Annotated in this window: 20 protein-coding genes; 10 read left to right on the top strand and 10 right to left on the bottom strand. The window is 62.5% G+C overall.

What is annotated here, in order from left to right:
• Positions 1-74: 74 nt before the first annotated feature.
• The 3 genes from EN807_RS12030 to EN807_RS12020 all read right to left on the bottom strand — a co-directional run bounded on the left by EN807_RS12030 (position 75) and on the right by EN807_RS12020 (position 4,726).
• A complete protein-coding gene (locus EN807_RS12030; RefSeq protein ID WP_135935846.1) occupies positions 75-1,064 on the bottom strand; it encodes a GlxA family transcriptional regulator in 990 nt (329 codons plus the stop codon).
• Between the two features lie 128 nt (positions 1,065-1,192).
• Positions 1,193-2,092, bottom strand: a complete 900-nt coding sequence (gene folD / locus EN807_RS12025; RefSeq protein WP_135935069.1) for a bifunctional methylenetetrahydrofolate dehydrogenase/methenyltetrahydrofolate cyclohydrolase FolD — start codon at positions 2,090-2,092, stop codon at positions 1,193-1,195.
• 123 nt (positions 2,093-2,215) lie between these two features.
• Positions 2,216-4,726, bottom strand: a complete 2,511-nt coding sequence (locus EN807_RS12020; protein ID WP_135935068.1) for a GNVR domain-containing protein — start codon at positions 4,724-4,726, stop codon at positions 2,216-2,218.
• 197 nt (positions 4,727-4,923) lie between these two features.
• Here EN807_RS12020 and EN807_RS12015 point away from each other — a divergent pair, with 197 nt between their 5' ends.
• Positions 4,924-6,219, top strand: coding sequence for a lipopolysaccharide biosynthesis protein (locus EN807_RS12015; RefSeq protein WP_135935067.1), 1,296 nt, complete (start codon positions 4,924-4,926; stop codon positions 6,217-6,219).
• A 295-nt stretch (positions 6,220-6,514) separates the two neighbouring features.
• Here the strand turns inward: EN807_RS12015 and EN807_RS12010 are convergent, their stop codons facing one another.
• Positions 6,515-7,552 carry a hybrid-cluster NAD(P)-dependent oxidoreductase gene (locus EN807_RS12010; protein WP_281405203.1) on the bottom strand — a complete coding sequence of 346 codons (1,038 nt, stop codon included), beginning with the start codon at positions 7,550-7,552 and terminating at the stop codon, positions 6,515-6,517.
• Between the two features lie 134 nt (positions 7,553-7,686).
• On the bottom strand, positions 7,687-8,544 hold the full coding sequence (locus EN807_RS12005) for a LysR family transcriptional regulator (RefSeq protein WP_127315244.1): 858 nt from the start codon (positions 8,542-8,544) through the stop codon (positions 7,687-7,689).
• Between the two features lie 133 nt (positions 8,545-8,677).
• Between EN807_RS12005 and EN807_RS12000 the strand changes: the two genes are divergently transcribed.
• From EN807_RS12000 to EN807_RS11975, 6 genes are all read left to right on the top strand, one after another.
• Positions 8,678-9,760, top strand: a complete 1,083-nt coding sequence (locus tag EN807_RS12000; RefSeq protein ID WP_127315245.1) for an amidohydrolase family protein — start codon at positions 8,678-8,680, stop codon at positions 9,758-9,760.
• A 12-nt stretch (positions 9,761-9,772) separates the two neighbouring features.
• Positions 9,773-10,126, top strand: a complete 354-nt coding sequence (locus EN807_RS11995; protein WP_023797723.1) for a Rieske (2Fe-2S) protein — start codon at positions 9,773-9,775, stop codon at positions 10,124-10,126.
• 113 nt (positions 10,127-10,239) lie between these two features.
• Entirely contained in the window at positions 10,240-11,847 is a 1,608-nt protein-coding gene (locus EN807_RS11990) for an ABC transporter substrate-binding protein (RefSeq protein ID WP_246684067.1), read from the top strand.
• A gap of 72 nt (positions 11,848-11,919) precedes the next feature.
• On the top strand, positions 11,920-12,966 hold the full coding sequence (locus EN807_RS11985) for an ABC transporter permease (protein ID WP_127315246.1): 1,047 nt from the start codon (positions 11,920-11,922) through the stop codon (positions 12,964-12,966).
• Complete coding sequence (locus EN807_RS11980) at positions 12,963-13,847, top strand: ABC transporter permease (RefSeq protein ID WP_135935065.1); 885 nt, start codon at positions 12,963-12,965, stop codon at positions 13,845-13,847. Before EN807_RS11985 ends, EN807_RS11980 begins: the two co-directional genes overlap by 4 nt.
• Positions 13,837-15,489, top strand: a complete 1,653-nt coding sequence (locus EN807_RS11975; RefSeq protein ID WP_135935064.1) for an ABC transporter ATP-binding protein — start codon at positions 13,837-13,839, stop codon at positions 15,487-15,489. The genes EN807_RS11980 and EN807_RS11975 overlap by 11 nt, the downstream gene beginning before the upstream one ends.
• A 235-nt stretch (positions 15,490-15,724) precedes the next feature.
• On the opposite strand, the gene EN807_RS11970 is transcribed toward EN807_RS11975, so the two are convergent.
• From EN807_RS11970 to EN807_RS11950, 5 genes are all read right to left on the bottom strand, one after another.
• The gene (locus EN807_RS11970; RefSeq protein ID WP_128187260.1) at positions 15,725-16,237 is read right to left on the bottom strand and encodes an OmpA family protein; all 513 of its coding nucleotides are present in this window, start codon (positions 16,235-16,237) and stop codon (positions 15,725-15,727) included.
• A gap of 10 nt (positions 16,238-16,247) precedes the next feature.
• Positions 16,248-16,907 (bottom strand): L,D-transpeptidase, encoded by a 660-nt coding sequence (locus EN807_RS11965; RefSeq protein ID WP_135935063.1) that lies wholly within the window; start codon positions 16,905-16,907, stop codon positions 16,248-16,250.
• Positions 16,908-17,358: 451 nt separating this feature from the next.
• Complete coding sequence (locus EN807_RS11960) at positions 17,359-18,276, bottom strand: DUF6492 family protein (protein WP_135935062.1); 918 nt, start codon at positions 18,274-18,276, stop codon at positions 17,359-17,361.
• Entirely contained in the window at positions 18,273-19,091 is an 819-nt protein-coding gene (locus tag EN807_RS11955) for a WecB/TagA/CpsF family glycosyltransferase (protein ID WP_135935061.1), read from the bottom strand. Before EN807_RS11955 ends, EN807_RS11960 begins: the two co-directional genes overlap by 4 nt.
• Positions 19,088-20,260 carry a glycosyltransferase family 4 protein gene (locus EN807_RS11950; RefSeq protein WP_135935060.1) on the bottom strand — a complete coding sequence of 391 codons (1,173 nt, stop codon included), beginning with the start codon at positions 20,258-20,260 and terminating at the stop codon, positions 19,088-19,090. The genes EN807_RS11955 and EN807_RS11950 overlap by 4 nt, the downstream gene beginning before the upstream one ends.
• 174 nt (positions 20,261-20,434) lie before the next feature.
• On the opposite strand from EN807_RS11950, the gene EN807_RS11945 reads away from it, so the two are divergent.
• The 3 genes from EN807_RS11945 (at position 20,435) to proC (ending at position 23,666) form a co-directional block, all read left to right on the top strand.
• Entirely contained in the window at positions 20,435-21,433 is a 999-nt protein-coding gene (locus tag EN807_RS11945) for a glycosyltransferase (protein WP_135935059.1), read from the top strand.
• Entirely contained in the window at positions 21,402-22,721 is a 1,320-nt protein-coding gene (locus EN807_RS11940; RefSeq protein WP_135935058.1) for an O-antigen ligase, read from the top strand. Before EN807_RS11945 ends, EN807_RS11940 begins: the two co-directional genes overlap by 32 nt.
• Positions 22,722-22,850: 129 nt before the next feature.
• Positions 22,851-23,666, top strand: coding sequence for a pyrroline-5-carboxylate reductase (gene proC / locus EN807_RS11935; protein WP_135935057.1), 816 nt, complete (start codon positions 22,851-22,853; stop codon positions 23,664-23,666).
• Positions 23,667-23,849: the final 183 nt, after the last annotated feature.

Below are 23,849 nucleotides of genomic sequence, written 5' to 3'. Positions count from 1 at the left end.
TTTGACGCCGCGTCAGGATACAAGCCCGGACGCCGGGCGTGGGAGGGTTGGCCACAACCCTTGAGCCAAACCACTCAGTACGTCGTGCGACGCTCTTCGGAAGGCGGCCGGCCGAACTGCAGCCGATAGCTCTGGGCAAAATAGGAGTGTGAGGTGAAGCCGGTGGCGATCGCCACGTCGAGGATCGGCATGTTGGTCTGGCGCAGCAATTCGCGCGCCCGCTCGAGCCTGAGCCGCATGTAATAGCGGCCGGGCGTCACCGTGAGGTGACGCAGGAACAGGCGCTCGACCTGGCGCACCGACAGGCCGGCCGACTTGGCGAGCTGCACCGCCGACAGCGGCTCGTCGAGATGATCGGCCATCAGCTCGACGATGCGGCGCAGCTTTTCCGATTTGCCGGTCAGGTCGCGCTCAGGACCGACGCGCTGGCGGTCTCCGGCAGAGCGGATGCGCTCGTGCTGGAACTGGTTGGCGACGCCGTTGGCGAGGCCCGAGCCGAAATCGCCGCGCACGATCTCCAGCATCAGGTCGATCGAGGTGGTGCCGCCGGCGCAGGTGTAGCGTTTGCGGTCGATCTCGAAGACATTGCCGGTGCAGTTGATGTCGGGAAACCGCTCGACGAAGCCGGCGCGGTTTTCCCAGTGGATGGTGCAGCGATAGCCTTCGAGCTGGCCTGCCTCGGCGAGCAGATAGGAGCCGACCGACAGTGCGCCGAGCGCGTTGCCGCGCCGGCCCCAGCTGCGCAGCGCCGCCAGCACCTTGCTCTTGCCGGGAAACTCCGTCGTCAGCCCGACCGAGACGAAAAGGATATCGACCGGCGGCAGATCGGCGACAGCGTAGTCGATCTTGAGCGGCAGGCCGTTGGAGGCCATGACGGCATCGCCGTCGGCCGACACCGTCGTCCAGCCATAGAAGTCGTGGCCGAGCAGCCGGTTCGCCGACCGGAACGTGTCGATTGCGGCGGCCAGCGAGAACATGGAAAACTTGTCGACCAGCAGGAACCCGAACTGCCGGCCGCCTTGAACGGGATCGTTCGTGACCAGCCGCTCTAGAGCGGGATGCATTTGGGTCGAGTGGGGCATCCCGCTCTATCTCTTTATTTCAGCCGCATTTATGCAACGCCAAGTGGTCCCACTTGGCTGCAAAATGCTCGGGGAACAGTGAGGTTCGGCAAAGCTGAGGCTTTCCAGGTTCAGAAAGACGGCCGTTTCAATCCGGCCGCGAGATAGGCGGAAGCTAGCGTGTTGGCCATCAGCATGGCAATGGTCATCGGTCCGACACCGCCAGGCACCGGCGTAATGGCGCCGGCCGTCTTCGCCGCTTCCGCATAGGCAACGTCACCGACGAGACGGGTCTTGCCTTCGCCCTTTTCGGGCGCCGCGATGCGGTTGATGCCGACGTCGATGACGGTGGCGCCTGATTTGACCCAGTCACCCCTGACCATTTCGGGTCTGCCGACAGCGGCAACGAGAATGTCGGCGGTGCGCGCCAGTGCAGCCAAGTCCTTCGTGCGGCTATGCGCGATGGTGACAGTGCAGTTGGCGGCAAGGAGAAGATTGGCCATCGGTTTGCCGACAATGTTGGAGCGGCCGACGACCACCGCATTGAGCCCGGAAAGATCCTTGCCGCGCACACGCTCGATCAGCAGCATCGAGCCGGCCGGCGTACAAGGCACGAAAGCCGTCTCCAGTTCGCCGGTGCCGAGCTTGCCGACATTGATGAAGTGGAAGCCGTCGACATCCTTTTGCGGCGCTATTGCCTGGATGACCTTGCCCGCATCGACATGGCCAGGCAGGGGAAGCTGCACCAGGATGCCGTTGACGGCCGGATCGGCGTTGAGTTCGCCGATGATATCAAGCAGTTCCTGTTCGGAGGTCTCGGCCGGCAGCGTGTGCTGGACCGAATGAAAGCCGCATTCCTTGGCGGTGCGGGATTTGGAGGCGACATAAACCTGGCTCGCCGGATCCTCGCCGACGATGACCACGGCAAGACCGGGCTTGTGCGCGCGCTTTTCCATCAGTTCGATCGTCAAGGCCTTGACGCGCCGCACCACGTCTTCGGCGACGCTCTTTCCGTCAATCAACTCGGCCATGAACCACCCTCAACATCGTTCTACTTCGGGCGGCATTTTCACGAAAACGCGACCGGGCAATCCCGTCAAAGCGCCGTCTTATGCCGCTAACTCGAAACCGGTGGCTTTTATTCTATTCGGCGCTCAGAAATAGCGCCGCGATCGGCTTTCGGTGAGTTCGCGAACCGCTTCGCGGAATTCGCGCAGGCTGGCTCGGATCTCCTCGATGGAGGCTTGCTGTTCAGCGGCTTCCGAGGCCTGATTTGCCTCGTCCGACGAGGCTCGGGGATAGACCGGCTGCTGCTGCGGGTAAGGCCCGGCATGGGGCGTCATGGCCGGCGGATAGGGGTAGCCGGCCGGCGGCGGCTGCATCTGCCAGGGATAGCCCATCGGCGGTTGCGCATGCGCCTGCATAGGCGGGGCCGGGTACATCGCCTGCTGCGGTGCATAGGCGCCTTGCTGGACTTGCGGCTGCCTGTAGCCGGTGGTTTCCGGATCCCGCTTTGCGCCTCCGGCGACTGCCGATGCGCCACTGGCCAGTGAGCCACTGGACCGCGTAGTGGCAGAGTCTTCCCTGCGCGCCTTGCGCGGCACGATCTTGCTCACCGCCGACAGCAGCGCACTGATCGGACCTGAACGCCTGGTGGCCTCGACTGGCGGAACGCGCGGTGGCGCCGCCTGGTATGCCTGGTCTTCAAACCGGCGTTCCCTGCGGCGCGGCCGCGAATTGGCGGTTTCGCGCAGGCTCGCATGGGCGCCGCGCATGGCGCCCAGACCGACACCAGAGGCGAGGCCTGCCAGCAGGCCGGCAAGCACCGTCACGGCGCGCGACGGTCCGTTCGGCTCAAGCGGGGCGAACGCCTTGGAGATCACATTGATGTTGGCGGTGTTGATGTCCTTCTGCTCGCCGGTCTCCTTTGCGCGCAGAAGGTACTGTTCATAGACGGAGCGCTTGGCGGCGGCCTCGCGCTCCAGTTCGCGCAGGGTGACCAGGTCGCTGTTGACGTCGCCGCTGCGGACCTTCAACTGCGCCAGTCGGGAGGCCAGATCCTGTTCGAGCTGCACGGCGCGCCTCAGGTCGACCTGCAGCGACGAGGCGATGCGGCGCAGTTCCCCGGCGATACGCTCGCGCGAGCCGGCAAGCTGGGCATTCAGCGCCTGGAGCTCGGGATGGCGCGGCCCGAACCGGATAGCAGCGCGGTCGGCCTCCTGCTTGAGCGTCGCATATTGCGAGCGCAATTCGCTCATGGTGTTGGCGTTGATCTCCTCCGGCAAGGTGCCGCTCAGAACCGTATTCACGTCGATCGAGCGCGCCGACGCAGCGCGGGCGTTGAGCTCCAGCGTGCGCGCGCGGGCGATGGCGAGCTGCTGGTTGAGCTTGAGCATCTCGTCGTCGCTGATCAGATGGCCTTGTGCGTCGACGAGATCGTGCGCGGCCCTGAAATCCTCGACCTTGCGCTCGGCCACTTCCACTCCCTTGCGCAGCTCGTCGAGCCTGCCCGTCAGTTCGTTGGTCGCGCGGCCAGCGGTATCGGACTGGATCTGACCGAAGGTCTGCAGGAAAACGTCCGTCATCGTGTTGGCGATGAGCGCCGACTTCTCGCCATTTTGCGTGGTGGCGCTGACGGAGATGACGAAGGTCTTGCCGCCGCGCTCGACCGAAAGGCTCTCCGCCAGATTGGCGACGGCCAGCGCAAGGCGGCGGCCCTCGTCGGCACCCGGCCCGTCATTGCGCGACAGGATCGATCGGATGAGCGTCATCACGCCCAGGCCGTCGGAACCTTGCCCGTTGAACTCCGGATCGTTGACGAGATTGAGCTTGTCCACGACCTTGTTGAGAACAGTACCGGAGGTGAGCACGCGAACCTGGTTTTCGACGATGGCCAGCGTGGCGTCGGACGCAACCACCGATTGGGTGAGGTCGCGATCGGTGAGCTTCAGGTCGCGCGGGTCGACGATCAGCTCTGCGGTGGCTTCGTATTTCTTCGGCGTCGACAGCGCGATCGCGACGCCAAGCGTGGCGCCCAGGATCGTCATGGCGACAATCAGCAGCTTCGACCGGGCAACGCCGCGGACCACCTGCATCGGATCGATCAACGGCTTCCATCCGCCGTCGTCCTCATGGGAAGACCGCTGCTCGTCGCCGGCGTATTGAGGCTCGAACGTTGCATATCGTGGATCGGACGCGGGATACCGAGGTTCGAATGCGTATCGCGGATCGAATGCGGCATGTCGAGGATCGGCATCGGAACGGTGGTCCTCGGAGGCACCGGCAGCAAACGGCTCCTCCCGCAGCCTGGCGTCCGCATAGCCCGCTTCAACGGCATCGTCGGTCTCAGGCGGTATCCGGGCGGTCGAAGCGGATGCATGATCGGCTTGAAACTGGCTTGTTTCATCGCTTGCCGAGAATTCCGGGGTTACCGGGCGTTCCGGGATCGCAGAGGGCTCCGGGATTGCCGAAAATTCCGGATGCGCTCGCCCCTCGCGCCGTGAGCGCGCGAGACGATGGCGCGTTGCGGCGTCTTCGCGCCATGACGGGTCCGCCCGATCCCCGATCGAAACCAGCGATGGTTCTTCTTCGCCGCGCATCGCCTGGCCGAGCGCCAGCAAGGACCGCTCGCGCTTCCAATCTTCACGGTTTTGCCTGTCGACCATTGTCGTGGAGCTTGCCCTTGGCGGCTTGGACGCGCGCGGTCAGCCATTCGTTAAGCCACGCTAAACAAGCATAGGAAACAAAAGGTTAATTTCCCCGCCTTGAAGACGAGGTTTCCCTCTTCGGTTGTGCCCTTCTTGAGCCAACGGAAATGTCTAGAACCGCGCGTTAAACTTTCCAGCCTATGCTGTCTCCACGCATGACTCAGGCTGGCAACATCCCGCAAAGGCGGCCCCTCGCCCGGATCGGCGCTTTCGTGGCCGAGCGACGGGGGCTGGTTCGCGACTATCTTTCGGCGATCAGCGGCGCGGGCGGGCGGCTGGTGTTTTCGCTCGCCTATTTCATCGCGCTGGCCAACACGCTGTCCATCGCCGAGTTCGGCATGTTCGCCACCGCTTCGGCGGCCGGCGTGATGCTGTCACGCATCCTGGCCTTCGGCTTCATCTCGGCGCTTTACCGAACCGCCACCATCCGCCCCAATCTGATCGGCACCTTCACTGCCGGCTTCCTGCTGCTCGGCGTGATCTCGCTTCCGCTGCTGGCTGCCGCCTCGTACGGCGTCTACCTTATCTTCTTTGCCGGCACCGTGCCGCTGTCGGTCTTTGCGGCGATCGTGTTTGCCGAGGCGCTGTTGTGGCGGCCGGTCGAGGTGGCGCTGATCGTCAACAACGGTTTCGGCAAATTCGGCCGCGCCGCCCTGCTGACGATCATGGCGACGGCCCTGCGGGCGCTCGGCGCCGTGCTGTTCATGTTCGCGGCGCAGCCGACCATAGGTGTCTGGTCCTGGTATTATATCGGCGCCAACGCCGCCTCGCTGCTCATCGCCTTCGGATTTTTCTATCCGCGCCAGAGGCTGCGGCTGCGGCTGGAGCTCTATCTGAGGCGGCTCGCCGATTCCGTCTACGTGGCCGGCGCAGAGGTGCTGTTCTACCTGCAGATGGAATTCGACAAGCTGCTGGTGCTGGCGATCGGCGGGCCGCACCTCGCCGGCATCTATGCCATCATCATGCGGCTGGTCGACCTGACGGCGATCCCGATCCGCACCTTCTCGATGATGCTGGTGCAGCGCATGATGCGGGCGCCGGAACTTCTGTCGCGCCTCGCGGTCAAGAGCGGCATCGAAGGCGGCGTGTTCCTGGTCTCGACGCTGGCGCTGGCGGCACTCGGCATCGTGCTGCATTTCTTCCCCAACGCGCTCGGCAGGAATGTTGCGGAGGCCGCCCCTCTGGTGGCGCTGGCGATCTGCGTGCCCGCCTTACGCAACCTGGTCGAATACCAGGCCGAGCTTCTGTTCGCGCGCGGCCAGACACTGGTGCGGGCGATCAACCTGGCCCTGCTTGCCGGGCTGAAGGCGGTCCTGCTGACCTATGTGCTGACCACGATCCTGGACACGCCCGATCTGGTGCTGTCGCTCAACGTCGTCTTCCTGCTGCTCTATCTCGCCTCGGCGCTGCTCACCTATTCGGCGATACGCCAACCGGCGAAGCCAGTCTAGGGCCAGAACTGGCTGGCTGCCGCCGATCGCCGAGACGGGTGGAGAGCGGCAATGCGGGCGGCGTTGAGGCTCGGATTATAAGAAGCGGCCCTTCAGGCCGCCGCGGGTACCGACGTGATCTGACCCAATCCGACCATTCCCGCCGCACGATGCGCCCGAAAGCCGACATTCAAAGGATCCAGCGGCCAAGTGCAGGTTGCCGGAACCAACTCATAAGTGCGCGCGCCGTTTATCCAATCATGTGAGCCACCGGCATGCCCGCAGCGCCGGGCTTGGCCATCAATTCGCAATGAGGTCAGAGATCGAGGCAAACGGTGCCTTGCGGCCGGCTGCAGCAAGCCAGCACGTAACCAGCAGCCTTTTCTTCAAGGCTGAGCCCTCCGAGGTCGTCCATCGCGACTTCACCCGACAGCTTGACCATCCGGCAGGTACCACAAATGCCTTGCTGGCATGCGGTGGGAATGTACAGCCCGCAATTGCGCGCCGCATCGAGCAGGGTCTCTCCGGGCGCACAAAGATGCTCCACGCCAGACCGGGCGAAGCGGACGCGCGTTTGGCCAGCGACAGCCGATTGCGGAGGCATGGAATTGCCCACCGCGCCGCCGAAACTTTCCTCGTGGTACTGCGAGGGTGCGATGCCGATCTCCGCGACACAGGCCCGAACCGTCTGCATAAACGGCTCGGGGCCGCAAACGTAAGACGTGCGCCGGCGAAGGTCGGGGGCCAGCCGCAAGAGCATGGGTCCGTCGATCCGACCCCTAGGGCCCTGCCACGCCGAACCTTCCTGAGTGCAGATGAAGCTTACATCGACATTGGAGAACCGCGCGGCGAGCGCCTCCAACTCGGAGCGGAAAGCGATGTCGTTCGCCGTCCGAGCGCAGTGAATGAAACGGATGTCATGACCAGATGCCCGGTCGGTTAGCGCCCGCAGCATCGACATAACGGGAGTGATGCCGCTGCCGCCCGAAAGGAAAAGCGGCTTCTCGGATGGCAGATCGTCGAAGTTGAAACGCCCGACCGGCCCTTCGATTTCAATGTCGTGGCCCGGCCGGAGATTGTCGTGAAGCCAGTTGGAAACAAGCCCGCCCTTCACCCGCTTCACCGTGATCTGCAGGTCGAGCGGTCGAGTCGGCGGAGACGACACCGAGTACGATCTTGTTACTCGGGTGCCGTCGATCGTCAGGTGCAGGACTAAATACTGGCCTGCACTGAAGCTGAACATGTGGCCAGAAGCGGCCGAAAACACGAATGTCCTGACATCGGACGTGTCATCGATGACGCGTCGGCAGCGCACGAACTGTCTTGCGCCCTCCGCCCATTGCCGTTGACGCATCGCCGGAACGAAATCGGTGGTCGAAAAGGAAGCGTGCGCGTTCATCATTTGACTCTGCTTGACTTGGCCAGGATGGCAGCCGGGATGCTTTAAAAAAAGCGGCAGATGTCCTCTTTTCAATCGGGTATTTCGATCTAACTTTCCATGGACATAACGGCCAGATGGAGCGCGCGAATCCCTCTACGGATGATCGGCTCGTGCTTGCGGCGCGCCAAAATAGCGGTGTGAACGGGCTGCTGAAGCGCGGGCGCACCCTCGACCACAAAAGACGGCCGCTCGGCGGTATATCGCCGAGCGTCGTCACTGCGCATATAGCAAGTGCCACCCATGCGCCGCAGCATCGCTTCGGCGAGCGTTTCCGAGCCCATCGAAAGGCGGCCTATCGCCAATTCCGGTAGCGCCACGGCGTGGGCTTTTTCAAGCGCGACCGTGTAGCCTGGCCGGATATACGTATCCGGGTTGACCTCCGACAGGATCCTGGCAGACGTAGATACCATCACGTATTCTTCGACCATAAGAGGATCGTAGGAGATTTCAGGCAGGTATCGGGGCGCGTAGACCACAGCAATATCCAGATTTCCCAAGCTCAAATCGGAAATCATCTGCGGCGAATAGTCGGATTCCACGTGAATTGACGATTTTGGCAGCACTTGGAACAACGTCTCCACCCAACCTGGCAATATCGAGCGCGTCATCCCGACCTGGGCAGCGACACGCAAGGTGCCTTCGAACCGGTTAAATGCCCGCACGTCATGGCGGGCCTGTGACCATGTCGACAGCACGGCGCGCGCATAGGCTTCGAAACGCCGCCCCGCCGCGGTCGGTTCGGCGCCGGCTCGTCCTCGCAGGAAGAGCTCCGAACCGATGGCCTGCTCCAGGTTCTTGATGCGGGTGCTGACTGTCGACTGCGTTACGCCCAAACGATCCGCAGTGCGGTTAAAATTTCGCGACTCCATGATGTCGAGAAAGGTCTCGATGTGATCCAGCTGCATGTCACCTCGCAATCGGAAAATCCGATCGTATTACCCCAAGTTACAAGCTTGATCAAATAATCCCCAAGGCGGAAGCTGCGGTTGAAGGAGCCGGCTAGGTTAGCCGGCCTGCTACGCCAGGGAGTTGGATAGGGTGTTCATAGTCGATTGCGATTGTCACAATTACTGGTCGAGCGCGACGGTGCTCGAGCCCTACCTTTCTGGCGTCTGGAAAGACATGTTCGTGGAAGGCGAGAAAACCGGTCCGAGAGGCGCCTTCCCGCACGGGCACCGTCCGTGGTTCCACCCGCAGGACTTCTCCCGCAAGGATGTCAGGCCAGAGACCGAAGCCGACAATTATCTCATCATGAAGGAAAAGCACCTCGACAAATATAATGTCGGGGCCGCTATCCTCACCGGCGACGAGCCGATAGAGGCATCCACGCTGGCAAACCCCTATTACGCCAGTGCGCTGGTCAGCGCCTATAACGACTACCAGATCGCCGAGTGGCTTCCCAAAGACAGTCGCTTTATGGGTTCCATCATCATCGCGCCGCAGGATCCGAAGCTCGCAGCAGCCGAGATCCGCCGCCTCGGCAATCATCCCCGTATGGTACAGGTTCTGGCCTCCCAAGGCTCGGTCAAACCCTACGGCGATCCGTTCTATCATCCCATTTTCGAGGCTTGCGCCGAAGTCGGGCTGCCATTCGCGATCCACCTGGGCGGCCATGGCGGCATCAACTGGAACGCGGTTGCGCCGGCTCCGACTACCTTTTTCTGGGAGACGCACGCTATTCTTCACATGTCGGCCTTGTCGCATGTGGCGAGCATGATCGCGCATGGCGTTTTCGAGAAATGGCCGGATTTGTATTTCGTGATCATCGAGTGCGGCGTGGCCTGGGTTCCGTCGGTATTGTGGCGCCTGGACGCAGACTACAAAGCGCTGCGCAAGGAAACACCGTGGCTGAAGATGCTGCCCTCAGAGTATTGCCGGCGCAACATCCGCTTTTCCACGCAGCCGCTGGAGCAGCCCGCGAACATACAGCATCTCTGGTCCACTCTCGAAGCAATGGACGGGGAGAACACACTGATGTTTGCCTCCGACTACCCGCATTGGGATTATGACGATGCCAACACGCTGCACATCCCGCCCGCCTGGAAAAGCAAGATCATGGGAATGAATGCGCTCGAGGTCTATAAACGCATTCCCCGCACGCAAGCGGCGAATGCCGCGTGACGGGAGCAAACCATGGCTGAGAAGACATACATTTGCCGCGTCGACGAAATCGAGACCGGAACTCCATACATCGCCAAGATCCGCAGCCTTTCAGTCGGGGTTTTCCGTATCGGAGATTCATTCCATGCCTTGCTGAACGTTTGCCCGCACCGCGGCGCTCCGCTTTGCGAGGGACCGCAATGCGGAACCACGGCACCGGTCGACCAAGCGCAATTCATCTACCACCGCGAGAACGAAATCGTGCGCTGCGCCTGGCACGGCTGGGAATTCGACATAAAGACCGGTGCCGCCCTGGTCGATCCGGGCGTGCGTGCCCGAACATTCCCTGTCACGGTGGAAGCTGGTGAAATCTATGTAACGGCGTAGGATTTGCGTCAAACCGCGGAAAAATCGAAAGGAGGCAAATCGGCTGAATCCGCCAGATCTGCTCGGTAAATGGCAACAACAAGAATGCGGGAAATCCGCAATGGGAGGAAGCAGTGTCGGAATCTGAATATAAACTGCGCTTGGCGCAAGACCTGATCGGGCGCGGCAAGGTTTCGCGCCGTGATTTCATCCATCTAGGGCTGGCGGCAGGCCTGACGGTCGCCGCCGCCAATATGCTCTTCGTGAGCGTGGCGCGGGCCGCACCCAAGCAGGGCGGCTTCGCCAAGCTCGGCATGGCGCATGGCGCGACGACGGATTCGATCGATCCGGCCGGCTATCCCGATACCTTCACGCAAACCGCCTTTTCGGGTGCCATGTCCAACAGCCTGACCGAGGTCGACGCGAAAGGCAGCATCCAGCCGGACCTTGCCGAAAGCTTCGAGACCTCGGACGACGCGACGACGTGGGTCTTCAAGCTGCGCAAAGGTGCGACCTTCCACAACGGCAAGACCATCACCGCGGACGACGTGGTCGCCTCTATGCAGTATCACATGGGAGCCGACACCAAATCGGCGGCGAAGTCGCTGCTCGAATCGGTGACCAACATCAAGGCAGACGGCCCGGAAACGATCGTTTTCACGCTAAACAGCGGGAATGCAGACTTTCCCTACATCATGAGCGACTATCACCTTGTCGTCATGCCTGCCAAGGACGGAAAGGCGGACTGGGAATCGGGTGTCCGGACCGGCGCCTTCGTGCTTGAGAACTTCCAGCCAGGCGTCTCGGCGAAGCTCAAGCGCAATCCCAATTACTTCAAGAACGGCAAACCCTATTTTGACGAGGTGGAGTTTATCGCCATCACGGACCTCGCCGCGCGTATGGCCGCGCTGTCGACCGGCGAGGTTGATTATATCGGCCGCGCCGACCTGAAAACGCTCGGCATGCTGAAGCGCAAGCCGAATATCGATATCCTCGAGGTCACCGGCTACGGCCACTACACGCTGCCTATGAACGTGACGGTCGCCCCATTCGACAACCCCGATGTGCGGATGGCCCTGAAATGGGCGATCGACCGCGAGGAAATCGCGCAGAAGATCTTCCTTGGCCATGCAACCGTCGGGAATGACAACCCGATCGCACCGGCTATCAAGTTCGCCATCAATCCGGAGCCGCAGCACAAGTTCGATCCTGAAAAGGCGCGCTTCCATCTGAAAAAAGCGGGAATGGAAAATCTCAAGGTCGACCTTTCCGTCGCCGACGCTGCTTTCGCCGGCGCCGTGGACGCGGCCGCCCTGATCCGCGAGACGGCGGCCCAATGCGGCATCGATGTCAATGTGGTGCGCGAGGCCGAGGACGCCTATTGGGACAATATCTGGCTCAAAAAACCGTGGTGCGCCTCCTATTGGAGCGGTCGTGCAACGGCCGACTGGATGTTCACGCAGGCCTACTCGGCCGATTCCAGCTGGAACGAGACGTTCTGGAAAAATCCCCGCTTCAACGAACTGCTGCTTCAGGCACGCGCGGAGACCGACGAGGCCAAGCGCTCCGCGATGTATGCCGAAATGCAGCAGTTGACGCATGACGACGGCGGCGCCATCGTCCTGGTCTTCAACAATTTTGTCAGCGCCAAGTCCAAGAAACTGGCGCATGGCGAGGTGGCGCCGAACTGGGAAAATGACGGACTGAAGATGGCCGAGCGCTGGTGGGAAGCCAACGCGTGACGTTCGCCAGGCGAACCGCCGGCGGCGCGGGCGGTTCGCTCTTTTCAGGGGAAACGCTCGAAGGCACCGCCCATGAACCCGGTCGTTAGGACGGTTCTGCAGCGCCTGGGTCTCGGCCTGATCACGCTGTTCATCGTCTCCATCATCATCTTTTCGGCGATTGCCATGCTTCCGGGCGATTTCGCCAGGGCGATGCTCGGGCAATCCGCGACGCCCGAGACGGTCGCGGCCTTCCAGCGCGAGATCGGCATCGATCGTCCGCCGGTTGAGCGCTATTTCGCCTGGGTCGGACAGATCGTGCAGGGGGATTTCGGCTCTTCGTTCGCAAGCCGCACCGGCTACCGCCGCACGGTCGCCGAGATCATTGCGCCCCGGCTCTACAACACGATGTTCCTCGCCGTGATGACTGCCCTTATAGCGGTTCCACTCGCGCTGGGACTCGGCATTCTCGCTGCTCTCTACCGCAACAGCTGGTTCGACCGTGTGGTGAACACGGTGACGCTGACGACGATTTCATTCCCCGAATTCTTCGTTGCCTATATGCTGGCCTATCTCATCATCTCGCGCGACACATTCATTGGAACCGAATTCGCACAATCCCTGCCCGAGTGGCTTGCGGCTTCGATCAACTGGGTCCTGAACCTGGTTCCCAAATTTCCGACACTGGCGAACATCAGCGACCGAACGCCGTTCTGGGAGCACGTCTGGCGCGCGGCGCTGCCGTCCATCACCCTCACGCTGGTGATTGTTGCCCATATGATGCGTATGACGCGCGCTGCGATTATCAACATGCTGGCAAGCCCCTATATCGACATGGCGCGGCTCAAGGGAATGTCGCCGATGGCAATCGTTCTCAGACACGCCCTGCCCAATGCCTGGGCGCCTATCGTCACGGTAATTGCGTTCAACCTCGCTTATCTCATCGTAGGCGTGGTCGTCGTCGAGGTGGTGTTCGTCTATCCCGGCATCGGCCAATTGATGGTCGATGCGGTGAAGTCCAGGGATGTTCCGGTCGTGCAAGCCTGCGCCTTGATCTTCGCGGCAACCTACATCCTGCTTAACCTGACCGCCGACATCATTTCCATCGCCACCAATCCGAGGCTTTTGCACCCGCGATGACCAGCACCGAACATGTCGTGGCGGTTCCGAGACAGAGGCGCACGCGCGCCTCCCGGGTAAAAACCGCACTCAAAAAGGCTCCATTCAGCGCCTGGTTCGGCATCGTGGTCATCCTTGGCTATGTCTTCGTCGCGCTGTTAGCGCCCTGGATAGCGCCATACGGAGAAACGCAGGTTTTCACCGAGGCTTTTGCGCCTTGGAGCCAGGAGTTCATCCTCGGGACTGACCAACTCGGTCGCGACGTGCTCACCCGGCTGATCTATGGCGCGCGCAATACAATCGGCATCGCCTTCGCGACTACGCTTCTGTCCTTCGCGGTCGGCGTCACGCTCGGTTTGCTGGCCGCGATGTACCGGGGGTGGCTCGACCAGATTCTGTCGCGCGCGGTAGACGTGCTGATGTCGATCCCAAGTCTCATCTTCGCGCTGATGTTGCTGTCCATTTTCGGTTCCTCGATCACCAGCCTGATCCTCATCATCGCCCTGCTCGATTCGACCCGCGTATTCCGGCTGGCGCGTGCGGTCGGGCTGAATGTTGCCGTCATGGAATACGTCGAAGCCGCGCAACTGCGTGGCGAAGGGCCGAGATGGATTCTGACCAAGGAGATCCTGCCCAACGTGCTGCCGCCGCTGATCGCGGAATTCGGCCTGCGCTTCTGTTTCGTTTTCCTCACTATCGCCGCGCTCTCCTTTCTCGGCGTCGGCATCCAGCCGCCGACAGCCGACTGGGGTTCGATGGTGCGGGAAAACGCCACTCTCATCACCTATGGCGACATCACTCCGCTCTTGCCGGCAGGCGCGATCGCCCTTCTCACGGTCTCTGTGAATTTCGTTGTCGACTGGTTCCTGCACGCGACAAGCGGGTTGCGCGATGAAAAGTAAGGATTCTGGCCTACGCGAAAAGGGGACGAAACTCCTCAGCATTCGCGACCTTCACGTCGAAGGGTTTTCCGACGAGCGCTGGCACCCGATCGTTCGCGGTGTGAATCTCTCGCTAAGGCGCGGTGAGGTCCTCGGCCTCATAGGCGAGTCCGGCGCCGGAAAGTCCACTATTGGGCTTGCCGCGATGGGATATGCCAAGCCAGGTTGCCGAATCACGCAAGGGTCGATCCTGTTCGACGGGATCGACCTCCTCGCCATGAGCGAAACCGCACGGCGGCGGCTCCGAGGCTCGCGCATCGCCTATGTCGCACAAAGCGCGGCCGCTTCCTTCAACCCGGCGCATCGGCTCCTCGATCAGACCGTCGAAACAGTCGTGGCTCACGGGATCGCCAGTCGCGAGGCAGCGAATCGGGATGCCATCGAGCTTTACCGGCGTCTTCACCTGCCGGATCCGGACACCATCGGCTTCCGCTATCCTCACCAAGTCTCCGGAGGGCAGTTGCAGCGGGCAATGACGGCGATGGCGATGGCCTGCCGGCCCGACCTCATCATCTTCGACGAGCCGACGACGGCGCTTGACGTAACCACACAGGTCGAGGTCCTCGCCTCGATCCGCAAGATTGTCGAAGAGTTCAACACTGCCGCGATCTACGTCACGCATGATCTGGCCGTCGTCGCGCAGATGGCGGACCGGATCATGGTTCTGCGCCATGGCCGTACTGTGGAGGAGGCCGAAACACGCCAGATGCTTGCGGCGCCGACTGAAGACTATACGAGGACGCTCTGGGCGGTGCGAAAGCTAGCCAAACCAGAAGTGCCGGCCGCGGACCATCTGCTCACGATCGATAACATCACCGCCGCCTATGCCGGGGCAGTCAAGATTCTGCAGGATGTATCGATCAAGGTGCCGCGCGGACGGACGGTAGCGGTCGTCGGTGAATCTGGTTCCGGTAAATCGACGCTCGCCCGCGTCATAACCGGACTGCTGCCGCCGGTCTCGGGCTCGATCTCGTTTGCGGGACAACGTCTGCCAAAAACACTGAAGGAGAGGCCTAAAGACATTCTGCGCCGCATTCAGATGATCTACCAGATGCCTGACAACGCGCTCAATCCGCGTCAGACCGTCGAGGAAGTCATCTCCCGGCCACTCGAGTTCTATCTCGGCCTCAAAGGGGCGGCGTGCGACCGCCGCGTTGGCGAACTCATGCACATGATCGAGATGGACGAAAGCTTCCTCGACCGTCTGCCGGGCGAACTTTCGGGCGGTCAGAAGCAGCGCATCTGCATTGCCCGGGCCCTAGCTGCTAATCCGGAGCTCATCATCTGCGACGAGGTGACCTCGGCCCTCGACCAGATCGTACAGGAAGAGATCCTGAAGCTCCTTATGCGGCTGCAACAAGAATTCGGAGTCAGCTACATTTTCATCACGCACGACATCGCGACGGTGCGGGCAATCGCCGACGAAATTGTCGTCATGCACCAAGGCAAAGTCGTCGAGCAGGGGCTCAAGACCGAAATCCTGACGCCGCCGCATGCTCCGTATACCGAACTGCTTCTCTCCTCGGTGCCGGAGATGGATCCAGACTGGCTGACGAAGCTGCTGGAAACCCGGAAGCGCAAGCGGGTCGGCGCGGCGAACTGAATCCCAACGTATTGACTGCTTGAGACTCCGGCTCCAGTTCTCGCGCGAACGTCCGATATCGAGGGGTGGCGGGAATCATCGGTTATGCCGCAACCGCGACGTCCAGAATGGTTGCAACAATGTCTGCTTTCAGGCAGTAGCAACGGTCACGTCAACGGCCGATATCAGGCGCAAAGCAGCCATGCCGCCGTCGCGTGTGAGCTCTGCTTCGGGTCACAAGCAGAACAGCAGCCCCCTACGGCTCGTCCCTCTCATCGCGCAAATTAGACACAACGCGACGGTTCTGCGACCTGCAGGCGGTGTCGGGGCAGTCGCGGACGAGCCTGTCCTTGCCGTAGCCCTTGGCCCACATGCGGTTGCGGTCTATGCCGCCGGCGGCGAGGTAATCCATCACCGCATCGGCGCGCTGCTGCGACAGCGCCGTTTCACTTGCGCCGGGATCGTCGGCAAAACCCTGCAGCTTGAGCAGCCAGCGCGGATGCTTTGCTAACCAGGCGATCTGGGTGTCGAGGGTGGCCTTGGCGACAGAATCGAGCGCGGCCGAACCTTGGGTGAAATAGGTCCGGCGGCCGACATTGAGGATAAAATCCTCCTCGCTGCCCGGCTGCACGTTCTGGAAGCCGGCAACCTCGGTGTTGGTGATGTCGGGCGTGGAAGGGGCCAGCGTGTTACTGGTCGAGCAGGATGCGGCCAGCAAAAGCAGGCCGGCGGCGAGCAGCCGGCGCGTGTTTTCAATCATGCGGTTCATGAGGCGCCAATCATTCGACAGTGGTGGAAGCGGGCGCCTGGTCGGCGATGTGCGGCAGGACCTGCACCGCGGTGCCGATCGGGCAGCGCTGGTAGAGGTCGATGACGTCTTCCGGGAACATGCGGATGCAGCCGCTGGAAGCGTCGGTGCCGATGCTCCATGGCTCCAGCGTGCCATGCAGGCGGTAGCCGGTGTCGGCGCCGTTGCGGTGCAGATAGAGCGCGCGCGGCCCGAGCGGATTGTTGGACGCGCCGCCTGCGACCATGTGCGGTAGGTCCGGCCTGCGCTTACGCATTTCGGGGGGCGGGACCCATTGCGGCCACAGCGCGCGGCGGTCGATCGTCGCGCGGCCGTACCATTTGAAGCCGTCCTTGCCGACGCCGACGCCGTAGCGGATGGCGGTCTTGTTTTCCATGATGACGTAGAGGAAGTGGTGGCGGGTGTCGACCACGACGGTGCCGACCGGCTCGCTGCTGAAATACTTGACGATCTGGCGATGCCATCTCTTGTCGATCTTGGCGAAGTTGGTCTTGCGATAGACAAAATTGTTGTCGCTGGCGGTACCGGCGAAAAAGGATTTTGCCGCCGCGGCTTGAGCAATATTGCTGGTTGCACCCACCGCGACCAGCGCCAGGCCGCCGAGCACGACACCCCTGCGTGATAAAACCATCGGCAATATTCCCCCCCATGCCAAAAGCCTGGCGGACCATAGTTGAGAATTACTCCGCCTCAAAGTGGAAAATGCTGCGTTGCTTCAGTCCGCCGACAGCAGTCAGTCGGTTTCCGGGATGATGCTGTCAATAAGCAGCCGTTCGGGAAACAGTCAGCTACATCAACAAAGGTTCAAATATTCGGGCCGAGAATGGCACGTGCCGCTTCGAGATCGGGAACCATCGGCGAGCATTTCAGCGCAAACCTACAGCTTCCCCAGCGGCGAGATCTGCTTTCAGCCAGTGGCAAAGGCGCCCTCCACGGCCGATATGAGGCGCAAAGCGGCCACTCGCCGTGCGAAAGACAAAGGTCGTCCTAGGGCCAAATCGAGCCCTTCATCGAGCTGATGGCCGACAACGGCAACCGGATTGAACCCGGTCGTTCAGAGTGATCGACCTTTTGCCCTACGACTAGTCCAGCCCGATCAGACGGCGAATGCGGCCGATATCCGTGCCGATGAAGGACTGCATGCCGATGGCCACCTGTTCCGGCGCCATGGCGGCGACGAAGCGGCGGAACTCGTCATCCGACAGCGCTTCGCCCGTCCAATGGACGCGGCAGAACTCCTCCGGGCCGTGAAAATGGCCGGCACCGTCGAGCACGTCGTCGACATAGCGGCCGTAGATCATGCATTCGGAGAATTTGCGCGCCGCGCCGACGACTTCGACCCAGTTGCGGCCATGGATCTTCTCGATCCGGGCGCACATCGCCGCCACGGTTTCGCGGCGCCAGGCAATCAGCGTCGAAATGTAATCATGGGTCGAAACCTCCGATGGTTCGATGCCGAGCGCCAAGCCCGCATTGCGCGACCAGATGCGATGTTCCTCATGGCCTTCACCGGACAGCACGCCGTCGCGGCGGAACAGCCGCACCTTGCCATCGCACCAGAAGGCGCTGCAGTCGAAAGGTTTGAGGAAGGCCACGTCGGAATCGCAGAAGATCAGCACGTCTTCCCCAGCGTGCGCTGATATCGCGATGCGGCGAAGCTGCTGCACATGCCAGCCGCGCAGCGGCATGGTCTTCAGGCTGAGCCAGATGCGCCTGCGGAACAGGCTGAGCGGATCGTCGAAGGCATGCAGCCAGCGCGGCAACAGGTCCCGCTCGTCAACGATCGTGCGGCGATTGTTCTCCAGCTGGCGAAACAGCACCACGTCGCGATGCTCGACAAGAATATAGTGGTGCGCCACGCCGGAAACGTAGCGGTCGAGGGTGTCGCACAGCAGGCGGCAACGCTCCAAATCCGGCGCATAGCTTGCCGTCACGATCGCGGCCGTCGGCGTCTGGCGAAGGACATCGGTCTCAGGGCTCGGCACGAACCGGCTGTTCAACGGCTTGCTCCGGGGCCTGCTCCAGGGCGAGTCCTGGCAAGCGCGGGGTGGCCCAAAAATTTCTGGCCGATGACGCGCCACAGGAACAGGGGATTGCCGACCACATAGCGGCGCCAGAGGCGACCCGGTTCGATCCACAGCCGAAACAGCCATTCGAGCCTGAGCCGGCGCATCCACAGCGGCGCCCGCGGCACCGTGCCGCTCATGAAGTCGAGCAGCGCGCCGACGGCGATCGGCAGTGTGCAGTGGCGCGCATCGATGTGGCGCGCGATCCACAATTCCTGGCGCGGCACGCCCATGGCGACAAGCAGCACGTCCGGTCGCAATCTGGCTATGTGATCGACAATCGCCGGCTCCTCGGCGGGGGAGAAATAACCGTCATGGATGACCACGAATCGGTGCTGCAACACGAGCGTCGCCAGCTTCTTCGACGCCGCTTCGGCGTTCACCTGCGTGGCGCCGAGCAGCCCCACGGTCAGCGGCCTGCTGGACGCCTGCAGAAAGGCAGGGATGAAATCGGTGCCGTTGAGATTGTCCGGAAACGACGCCCCGTAAAGCAGTTTCGCCGCCAGATCGACGCCGACACCGTCCGGCAGGATGAGAAAATCGTCGAGCGCCTCGGCAACGACCGGGTCCGTATAGGCGACATTGGCGTTGTGAGCGTTGAGAAAGGTGACCTTGGTGAAGCGCCGCTCTGCAATCAACTGGGTCAGCAGGGCGACCGCGTCATCCCAGCGGATGGCAAGGACCGAGATGCCCAGGATCGATTTCAAAGTGTCGACCCCGAAAGCGGCGCGGGCGGTGTGCATATTCATGCAAACACCTCCTGGCTGACGGCCCCGAGCTTTTCCAGGCCGAGCCTGATTGCGGCATCGAGCGCCTTCACCTGCCGGCGGTGGAAAGCGCTGCCGTCGACGTCCCTGACATCGGCCACTGCTGATTCCAGGGCGCCGGCGAAGGCGACCGGATCATCGGTCACCACGCAATTGACCGGGCGATGGTCGATGCCGCGCAACGAATGGCTGGTGGCGACGGAAGGCAGGCCGAGTTCGAAGGTTTCGACCGTCTTGAGCTGCACGCCGCTGCCGGAGGTGCTGATCAGCGGGATGACGGCGGCACCCCGCACGAAAGCCTGCGCGTCCGGCACGCGCCCGACGAACTCGACGCCGGGATGCGCGGACGTGAGGCCCGATGGCACGCCGCCGGCAATCCTGACCCGGAAATCGGGCCTGAGATGCGGCACCACTTTTTTCAGGAACCAGTCGAGGCCGATGCGGTTCGGCTGCCAGGTCCAAGTACCGATCAGCGCCGCGTCGCAATCGATACGGCGCGGTTCGTTTTGCACGGGCGCTTCGGCGCAAGTCACCAGCGGCAGCGCCGCCGAACGGTGATCGGAGGCGACGCCGAGTGCCGAGCGATCTTCCTCGGCCAGCGTGAAGACGAAGCGTGCCCGGCTGCAGAGTCGTTCTTCCATGGCCTTGAGCAGCCTGGCCTCACGGCGAAACAACAGGCGCTGGAAAAGGCCGCCCGTGGCAGCGGCGTTCTCCTGCGCCGAACGATGCTCGACATTGTGGGCGACGAAGATCGACGGCCGGTCGGCGAACAGCCTTTCGAAGGCGCCGGCGAACTGCACGGAATTCAAGACATAGCCGTCGAAAGGGCCGGCGCGTTCGACGGCGGCGCGGACCTCGCTGTCGGTGACCACGCGCAGCTTGACCGACGCGAAAGTGAGGCCGGAGAGCATCGCCTTTGCAACCCAAGCGAGCTTCTGCAGCGATGACGCGCTTTCGGTGCGCACATCGACGGCACCGAGCACGATGGTGTTTTGCGGATCGCTCGCAGGCTTGCCCGGCCAGGTGAAGCCGATCACTGTGACGCGCACACCGGCCCGCCGCAACGCGGCGATGATCGCGGCATTGGCGATCTCATAACCCGAGGCAAGAGCGCCGTCGGGCACGATCGATGTGGCGAACAGCAGATGCATCTCACCTATCCAGTGCTGACCCAGCTAGCAAAGCGCGGTGAAGCGTTGATTAAGTGAAGGTATTTGGTGGCCCGGCGTTGCGGATTTGCAGGCTCGTCCGCGAAAGGTGATTAACGAAACGTTATCGTCGCGATGCTATCGAGAACCAAACTCACCATCCCGGGCTGAACACGGATGATCCCATTGCCATCGGACGATTCGGTATCGATCGCGGGGCGCTCTCCGAGACTTGTCACGACGGCCGTCGAGGCGATCGTGACGCTGCCGACCTTCAAACGGCCCGAGCAGCTGCTGGCGACGCTGGCGTCGCTCAAGGGCCAGGACACCTGCAGACGCTTCGCAATCATCGTCATTGAGAACGAGGCCGAGGCGCGCGCCGGCGCCAAAGCGGCGCTGCCGCTGTTCGAGCGCGGCGAGGTATCAGGCATGGTCATGATTGCACATGAGCGCGGCAATTGCAGCGCCTATAATGCCGGCTGGCAGATGGCGATCCTGCATTTTCCAAATTTCAGGCACTTGCTGGTCATCGACGATGACGAGATCGCCGATCCGCAATGGCTCGAGCGCATGTGCAAGACGGCCGAGACGCTCGGTGCCGACATCGTTGGCGGCCCGCAAAGGCCTGTGTTTGCCGACGCGGCCCATGCCAGATGGGCCGATCATCCGGTCTTTGCGCCACCCTACCGGGAGACCGGGCGTGTGCCCGCGCTCTATTCCTCCGGCAATCTGCTGGTTGCGCGTTACGTGCTCACCGCCATGGGGCCGCCCTTCCTCGACCTGAAATTCAACTTCATGGGCGGCGGCGATTCCGATTTCCTGAGCCGGGCCGCACAGAGAGGCTTTGTGCTTGGCTGGTGCGCCGAGGCGCCAGTGCGGGAAAGCGTCCCGGCCCGGCGCGTCGAAGCCGACTGGATCCGTGCCCGCAGCCTGCGCAACGGTGTCATCTCGACACTGGTCGAGAAGAAGAAACGGGCCGGCACGCCGTTCGCCGGCACCAAGGTTTTCTTGAAGAGCCTGGCGCTGCTTGCCGCGTCGCCGTTTCGCGGCGCGGCCAGGCTGGCGCGGACAGGGTCATTGGCGACGGCCTTATACCCAATCCATGTAGCTGTCGGCCGCGTGCTTGCCGAATTCGGATACGCCAATGAGCAATACCGGCAGCCTGAGAAGAACTGAACGCGCGCCGCTCAGCGCGGCCTTCACACGCGACGGCGTCGCGACCGCGATCGCGGCGCTGCTGTTCACCGTCATCCTGGTGTCGTTTCGTCCCTTCCAGCCGGCCGGCGCCGAAATGACCGGCGACGGCGGCGACATCGTCAACCAGCTCGGCTTCGGCTCGCTCGGCGCGATCTCGATCTTTTCGCTGCTGGCTTTCGCCGACCCGCGCGTGGTGCGCTCGCTGCTCAGCCCGTCCTGGCTGCTGATGCTGGGCTTCTTCGTGCTGTCGGTGGTGATGGCAACCGACCCGCCGTCGGCCATGCGCGCCGCTTCCTTCACGCTGATCGGCATCTTGACGATGGCGACGATCCTGGCGCTTCCGCGCGACGCCGAGGCTTTCTCGAAAGTCATCATCTTCACCATCGTCGTCGTCATCGGCCTGTCCTATATCGGGCTCATCGTCTTTCCGCACGAGGCGCTGCACACCACCGATTCGCTGGAGCCGGAACATGCCGGCCTGTGGCGCGGCGTGTTCACCCACAAGAACATCGCCGGTCCTGTCATGGCCTGCTTCAGCTTCGCCGGGCTGTACCTCTACCGGCGCGGACAGCGGCTCTGGGGCGCGTCGATCTTTTGCGCGGCGATGATCTTCATGCTGCACACCGGTTCCAAGACGACGGCCGGATTGGTGCCGTTTTCGATCCTGATCGTCGTGCTGCCGAGCCTGATCGGCATGCGGCTCGGGACGCCGATCCTGTTCGCGCTGGCCATCATCGCCGCGGCGATCGGCACGCTGGGCATCGTCTTCCTGCCGCCGGTGAAGCATCTGGCGGCACTCTATTTTCCCGACCTGACCTACACCGGACGCACGACGCTGTGGGAGTTCGCCGGCGAGATGCTGGCGAAGCGGCCATGGACCGGCTACGGCTTCGAGAGCTTCTGGGGCACGCCGCTGCTGTTGAATCAGGATCAGCCCTTCGACCGGGCCTGGGACATCAGAACCATCGTGCACGGCCACAACGGCTATCTCGACATCGCCGTGCTGATGGGCATCCCGGCGCTCTGCGTGGCGGTCTACACATTCCTGATCGCGCCACTGCGCGATTACTTGCGCATCCCCTTGCGCAAGGAAAACATCTATCTCGGCGACTTCTTCATGATGGTGGTGCTGTTCGCAGCGCTGAACGCCTTCCTCGAAAGCTTCTTTTTCCATCGCGCCGATCCGGTCTGGCTGTTCTTCGTGTTCGGCATGTTCGGCCTCAGGCAGGTGTCGCTGCGGCCGATGGCGGTTCGTGGTCCGTCCTGATCCTCCGTTCTCACAGGGCTTCCCCGCCTGGTCGCGAGCGTCTATGGGAAGCCATCTTTTTGTTTGAGCATCGGGTTTTCTCAAAGCCGGTAGCCACTTTTGCGTCCGATGCTCTAGCGGAGGTTTTCTATGACGATCAGGCTTGTTCTCGCCGGTTGCGGCAATATGGGCTACGCCATGCTCTCGGGCTGGCTGAAATCGGGCAAGCTCCCCCCGGCGGCGATCTTCGTGGTCGAGCCGAATGCCGATCTGCGCAAGCGTGCCGAAGCGCTCGGCTGCAGTGCTGCCGCGGAGGCCGGCGGCATTCCGGCAGATGCCGTTCCGGCCCTCGTGGTCATTGCGGTGAAGCCGCAAGTGATCCGCGACGTGACCGCCGCGTACAAGCGCTTCAATGATGGCCGCACGGCCTTCCTCAGCATCGCCGCCGGAACGCCGGTGGCCACGTTCGAGGCCATTTTGGGCAATCGCGCGCCGATCGTGCGCTGCATGCCCAACACCCCGGCGGCCATTGGCAAGGGCATGATGGTGGTGTTTTCCAACCGACTGGTTTCCAACGACACTAAGCGTTTCGTTGCCGATCTGCTTTCGGCGAGCGGGGAAGTGACTGATATCGACGACGAAAGCCTGATGGACGCGGTGACGGCGGTGTCAGGGTCTGGCCCCGCCTATATCTTCCATTTCATCGAAGCGCTGACTGTGGCTGCCGAGAAGGCTGGCCTGCCAACAAGGACCGCCAGGCTGCTCGCCATGCAGACGGTCTATGGCGCCGCCTCGCTCGCCGCCGAAAGCGGCGAGGCGCCGGGCGTGCTGCGTCAGCAGGTGACCAGCCCCAACGGCACCACGGCCGCCGCACTTGCCGTGCTGATGGGCGGGGACCGGCTGATCCATCTGCTCACCGAAGCGGTGGAAGCAGCGCGGTTGCGGTCGATCGAGTTGGGGAAGTAGGCGGCGGCCCGCTCAGGCGAAACATCAATCGGCAAACCGAGTTGATCCGGATGACAAAGCCCGCCTGGGGCTCGTAGTACCGCCCCACCCAGCCCTGCGGCTTTGCCTGAAAGGGCAGCGCTGCCCCTCATTGTCCTGCCGGACATTTCTCCCCGTATAGTGACGGGGAGAAAGACGCTCTCA

The organism is Mesorhizobium sp. M5C.F.Ca.ET.164.01.1.1 (genome assembly GCF_004792125.1).
Lineage (GTDB): Bacteria > Pseudomonadota > Alphaproteobacteria > Rhizobiales > Rhizobiaceae > Mesorhizobium > Mesorhizobium wenxiniae.
This window is presented reverse-complemented; position numbering and strand designations above follow the sequence as displayed.

Excerpts from the sequence above, each read along its gene's own strand:
- EN807_RS11980 (WP_135935065.1), top strand. The coding sequence starts at position 12,963 with ATGACCAGCACCGAACATGTCGTGGCGGTTCCGAGACAGAGGCGCACG.
- EN807_RS12005 (WP_127315244.1), bottom strand. The coding sequence starts at position 8,544 with ATGCAGCTGGATCACATCGAGACCTTTCTCGACATCATGGAGTCGCGA.
- folD (WP_135935069.1), bottom strand. The coding sequence starts at position 2,092 with ATGGCCGAGTTGATTGACGGAAAGAGCGTCGCCGAAGACGTGGTGCGG.
- EN807_RS11975 (WP_135935064.1), top strand. The coding sequence starts at position 13,837 with ATGAAAAGTAAGGATTCTGGCCTACGCGAAAAGGGGACGAAACTCCTC.
- EN807_RS11995 (WP_023797723.1), top strand. The coding sequence starts at position 9,773 with ATGGCTGAGAAGACATACATTTGCCGCGTCGACGAAATCGAGACCGGA.
- EN807_RS12010 (WP_281405203.1), bottom strand. The coding sequence starts at position 7,552 with ATGCGTCAACGGCAATGGGCGGAGGGCGCAAGACAGTTCGTGCGCTGC.
- proC (WP_135935057.1), top strand. The coding sequence starts at position 22,851 with ATGACGATCAGGCTTGTTCTCGCCGGTTGCGGCAATATGGGCTACGCC.
- EN807_RS11955 (WP_135935061.1), bottom strand. The coding sequence starts at position 19,091 with ATGAATATGCACACCGCCCGCGCCGCTTTCGGGGTCGACACTTTGAAA.
- EN807_RS12015 (WP_135935067.1), top strand. The coding sequence starts at position 4,924 with ATGACTCAGGCTGGCAACATCCCGCAAAGGCGGCCCCTCGCCCGGATC.
- EN807_RS11950 (WP_135935060.1), bottom strand. The coding sequence starts at position 20,260 with ATGCATCTGCTGTTCGCCACATCGATCGTGCCCGACGGCGCTCTTGCC.
- EN807_RS11940 (WP_135935058.1), top strand. The coding sequence starts at position 21,402 with ATGAGCAATACCGGCAGCCTGAGAAGAACTGAACGCGCGCCGCTCAGC.
- EN807_RS12030 (WP_135935846.1), bottom strand. The coding sequence starts at position 1,064 with ATGCATCCCGCTCTAGAGCGGCTGGTCACGAACGATCCCGTTCAAGGC.
- EN807_RS11965 (WP_135935063.1), bottom strand. The coding sequence starts at position 16,907 with ATGGTTTTATCACGCAGGGGTGTCGTGCTCGGCGGCCTGGCGCTGGTC.
- EN807_RS12020 (WP_135935068.1), bottom strand. The coding sequence starts at position 4,726 with ATGGTCGACAGGCAAAACCGTGAAGATTGGAAGCGCGAGCGGTCCTTG.
- EN807_RS11945 (WP_135935059.1), top strand. The coding sequence starts at position 20,435 with ATGATCCCATTGCCATCGGACGATTCGGTATCGATCGCGGGGCGCTCT.
- EN807_RS11970 (WP_128187260.1), bottom strand. The coding sequence starts at position 16,237 with ATGAACCGCATGATTGAAAACACGCGCCGGCTGCTCGCCGCCGGCCTG.
- EN807_RS11985 (WP_127315246.1), top strand. The coding sequence starts at position 11,920 with ATGAACCCGGTCGTTAGGACGGTTCTGCAGCGCCTGGGTCTCGGCCTG.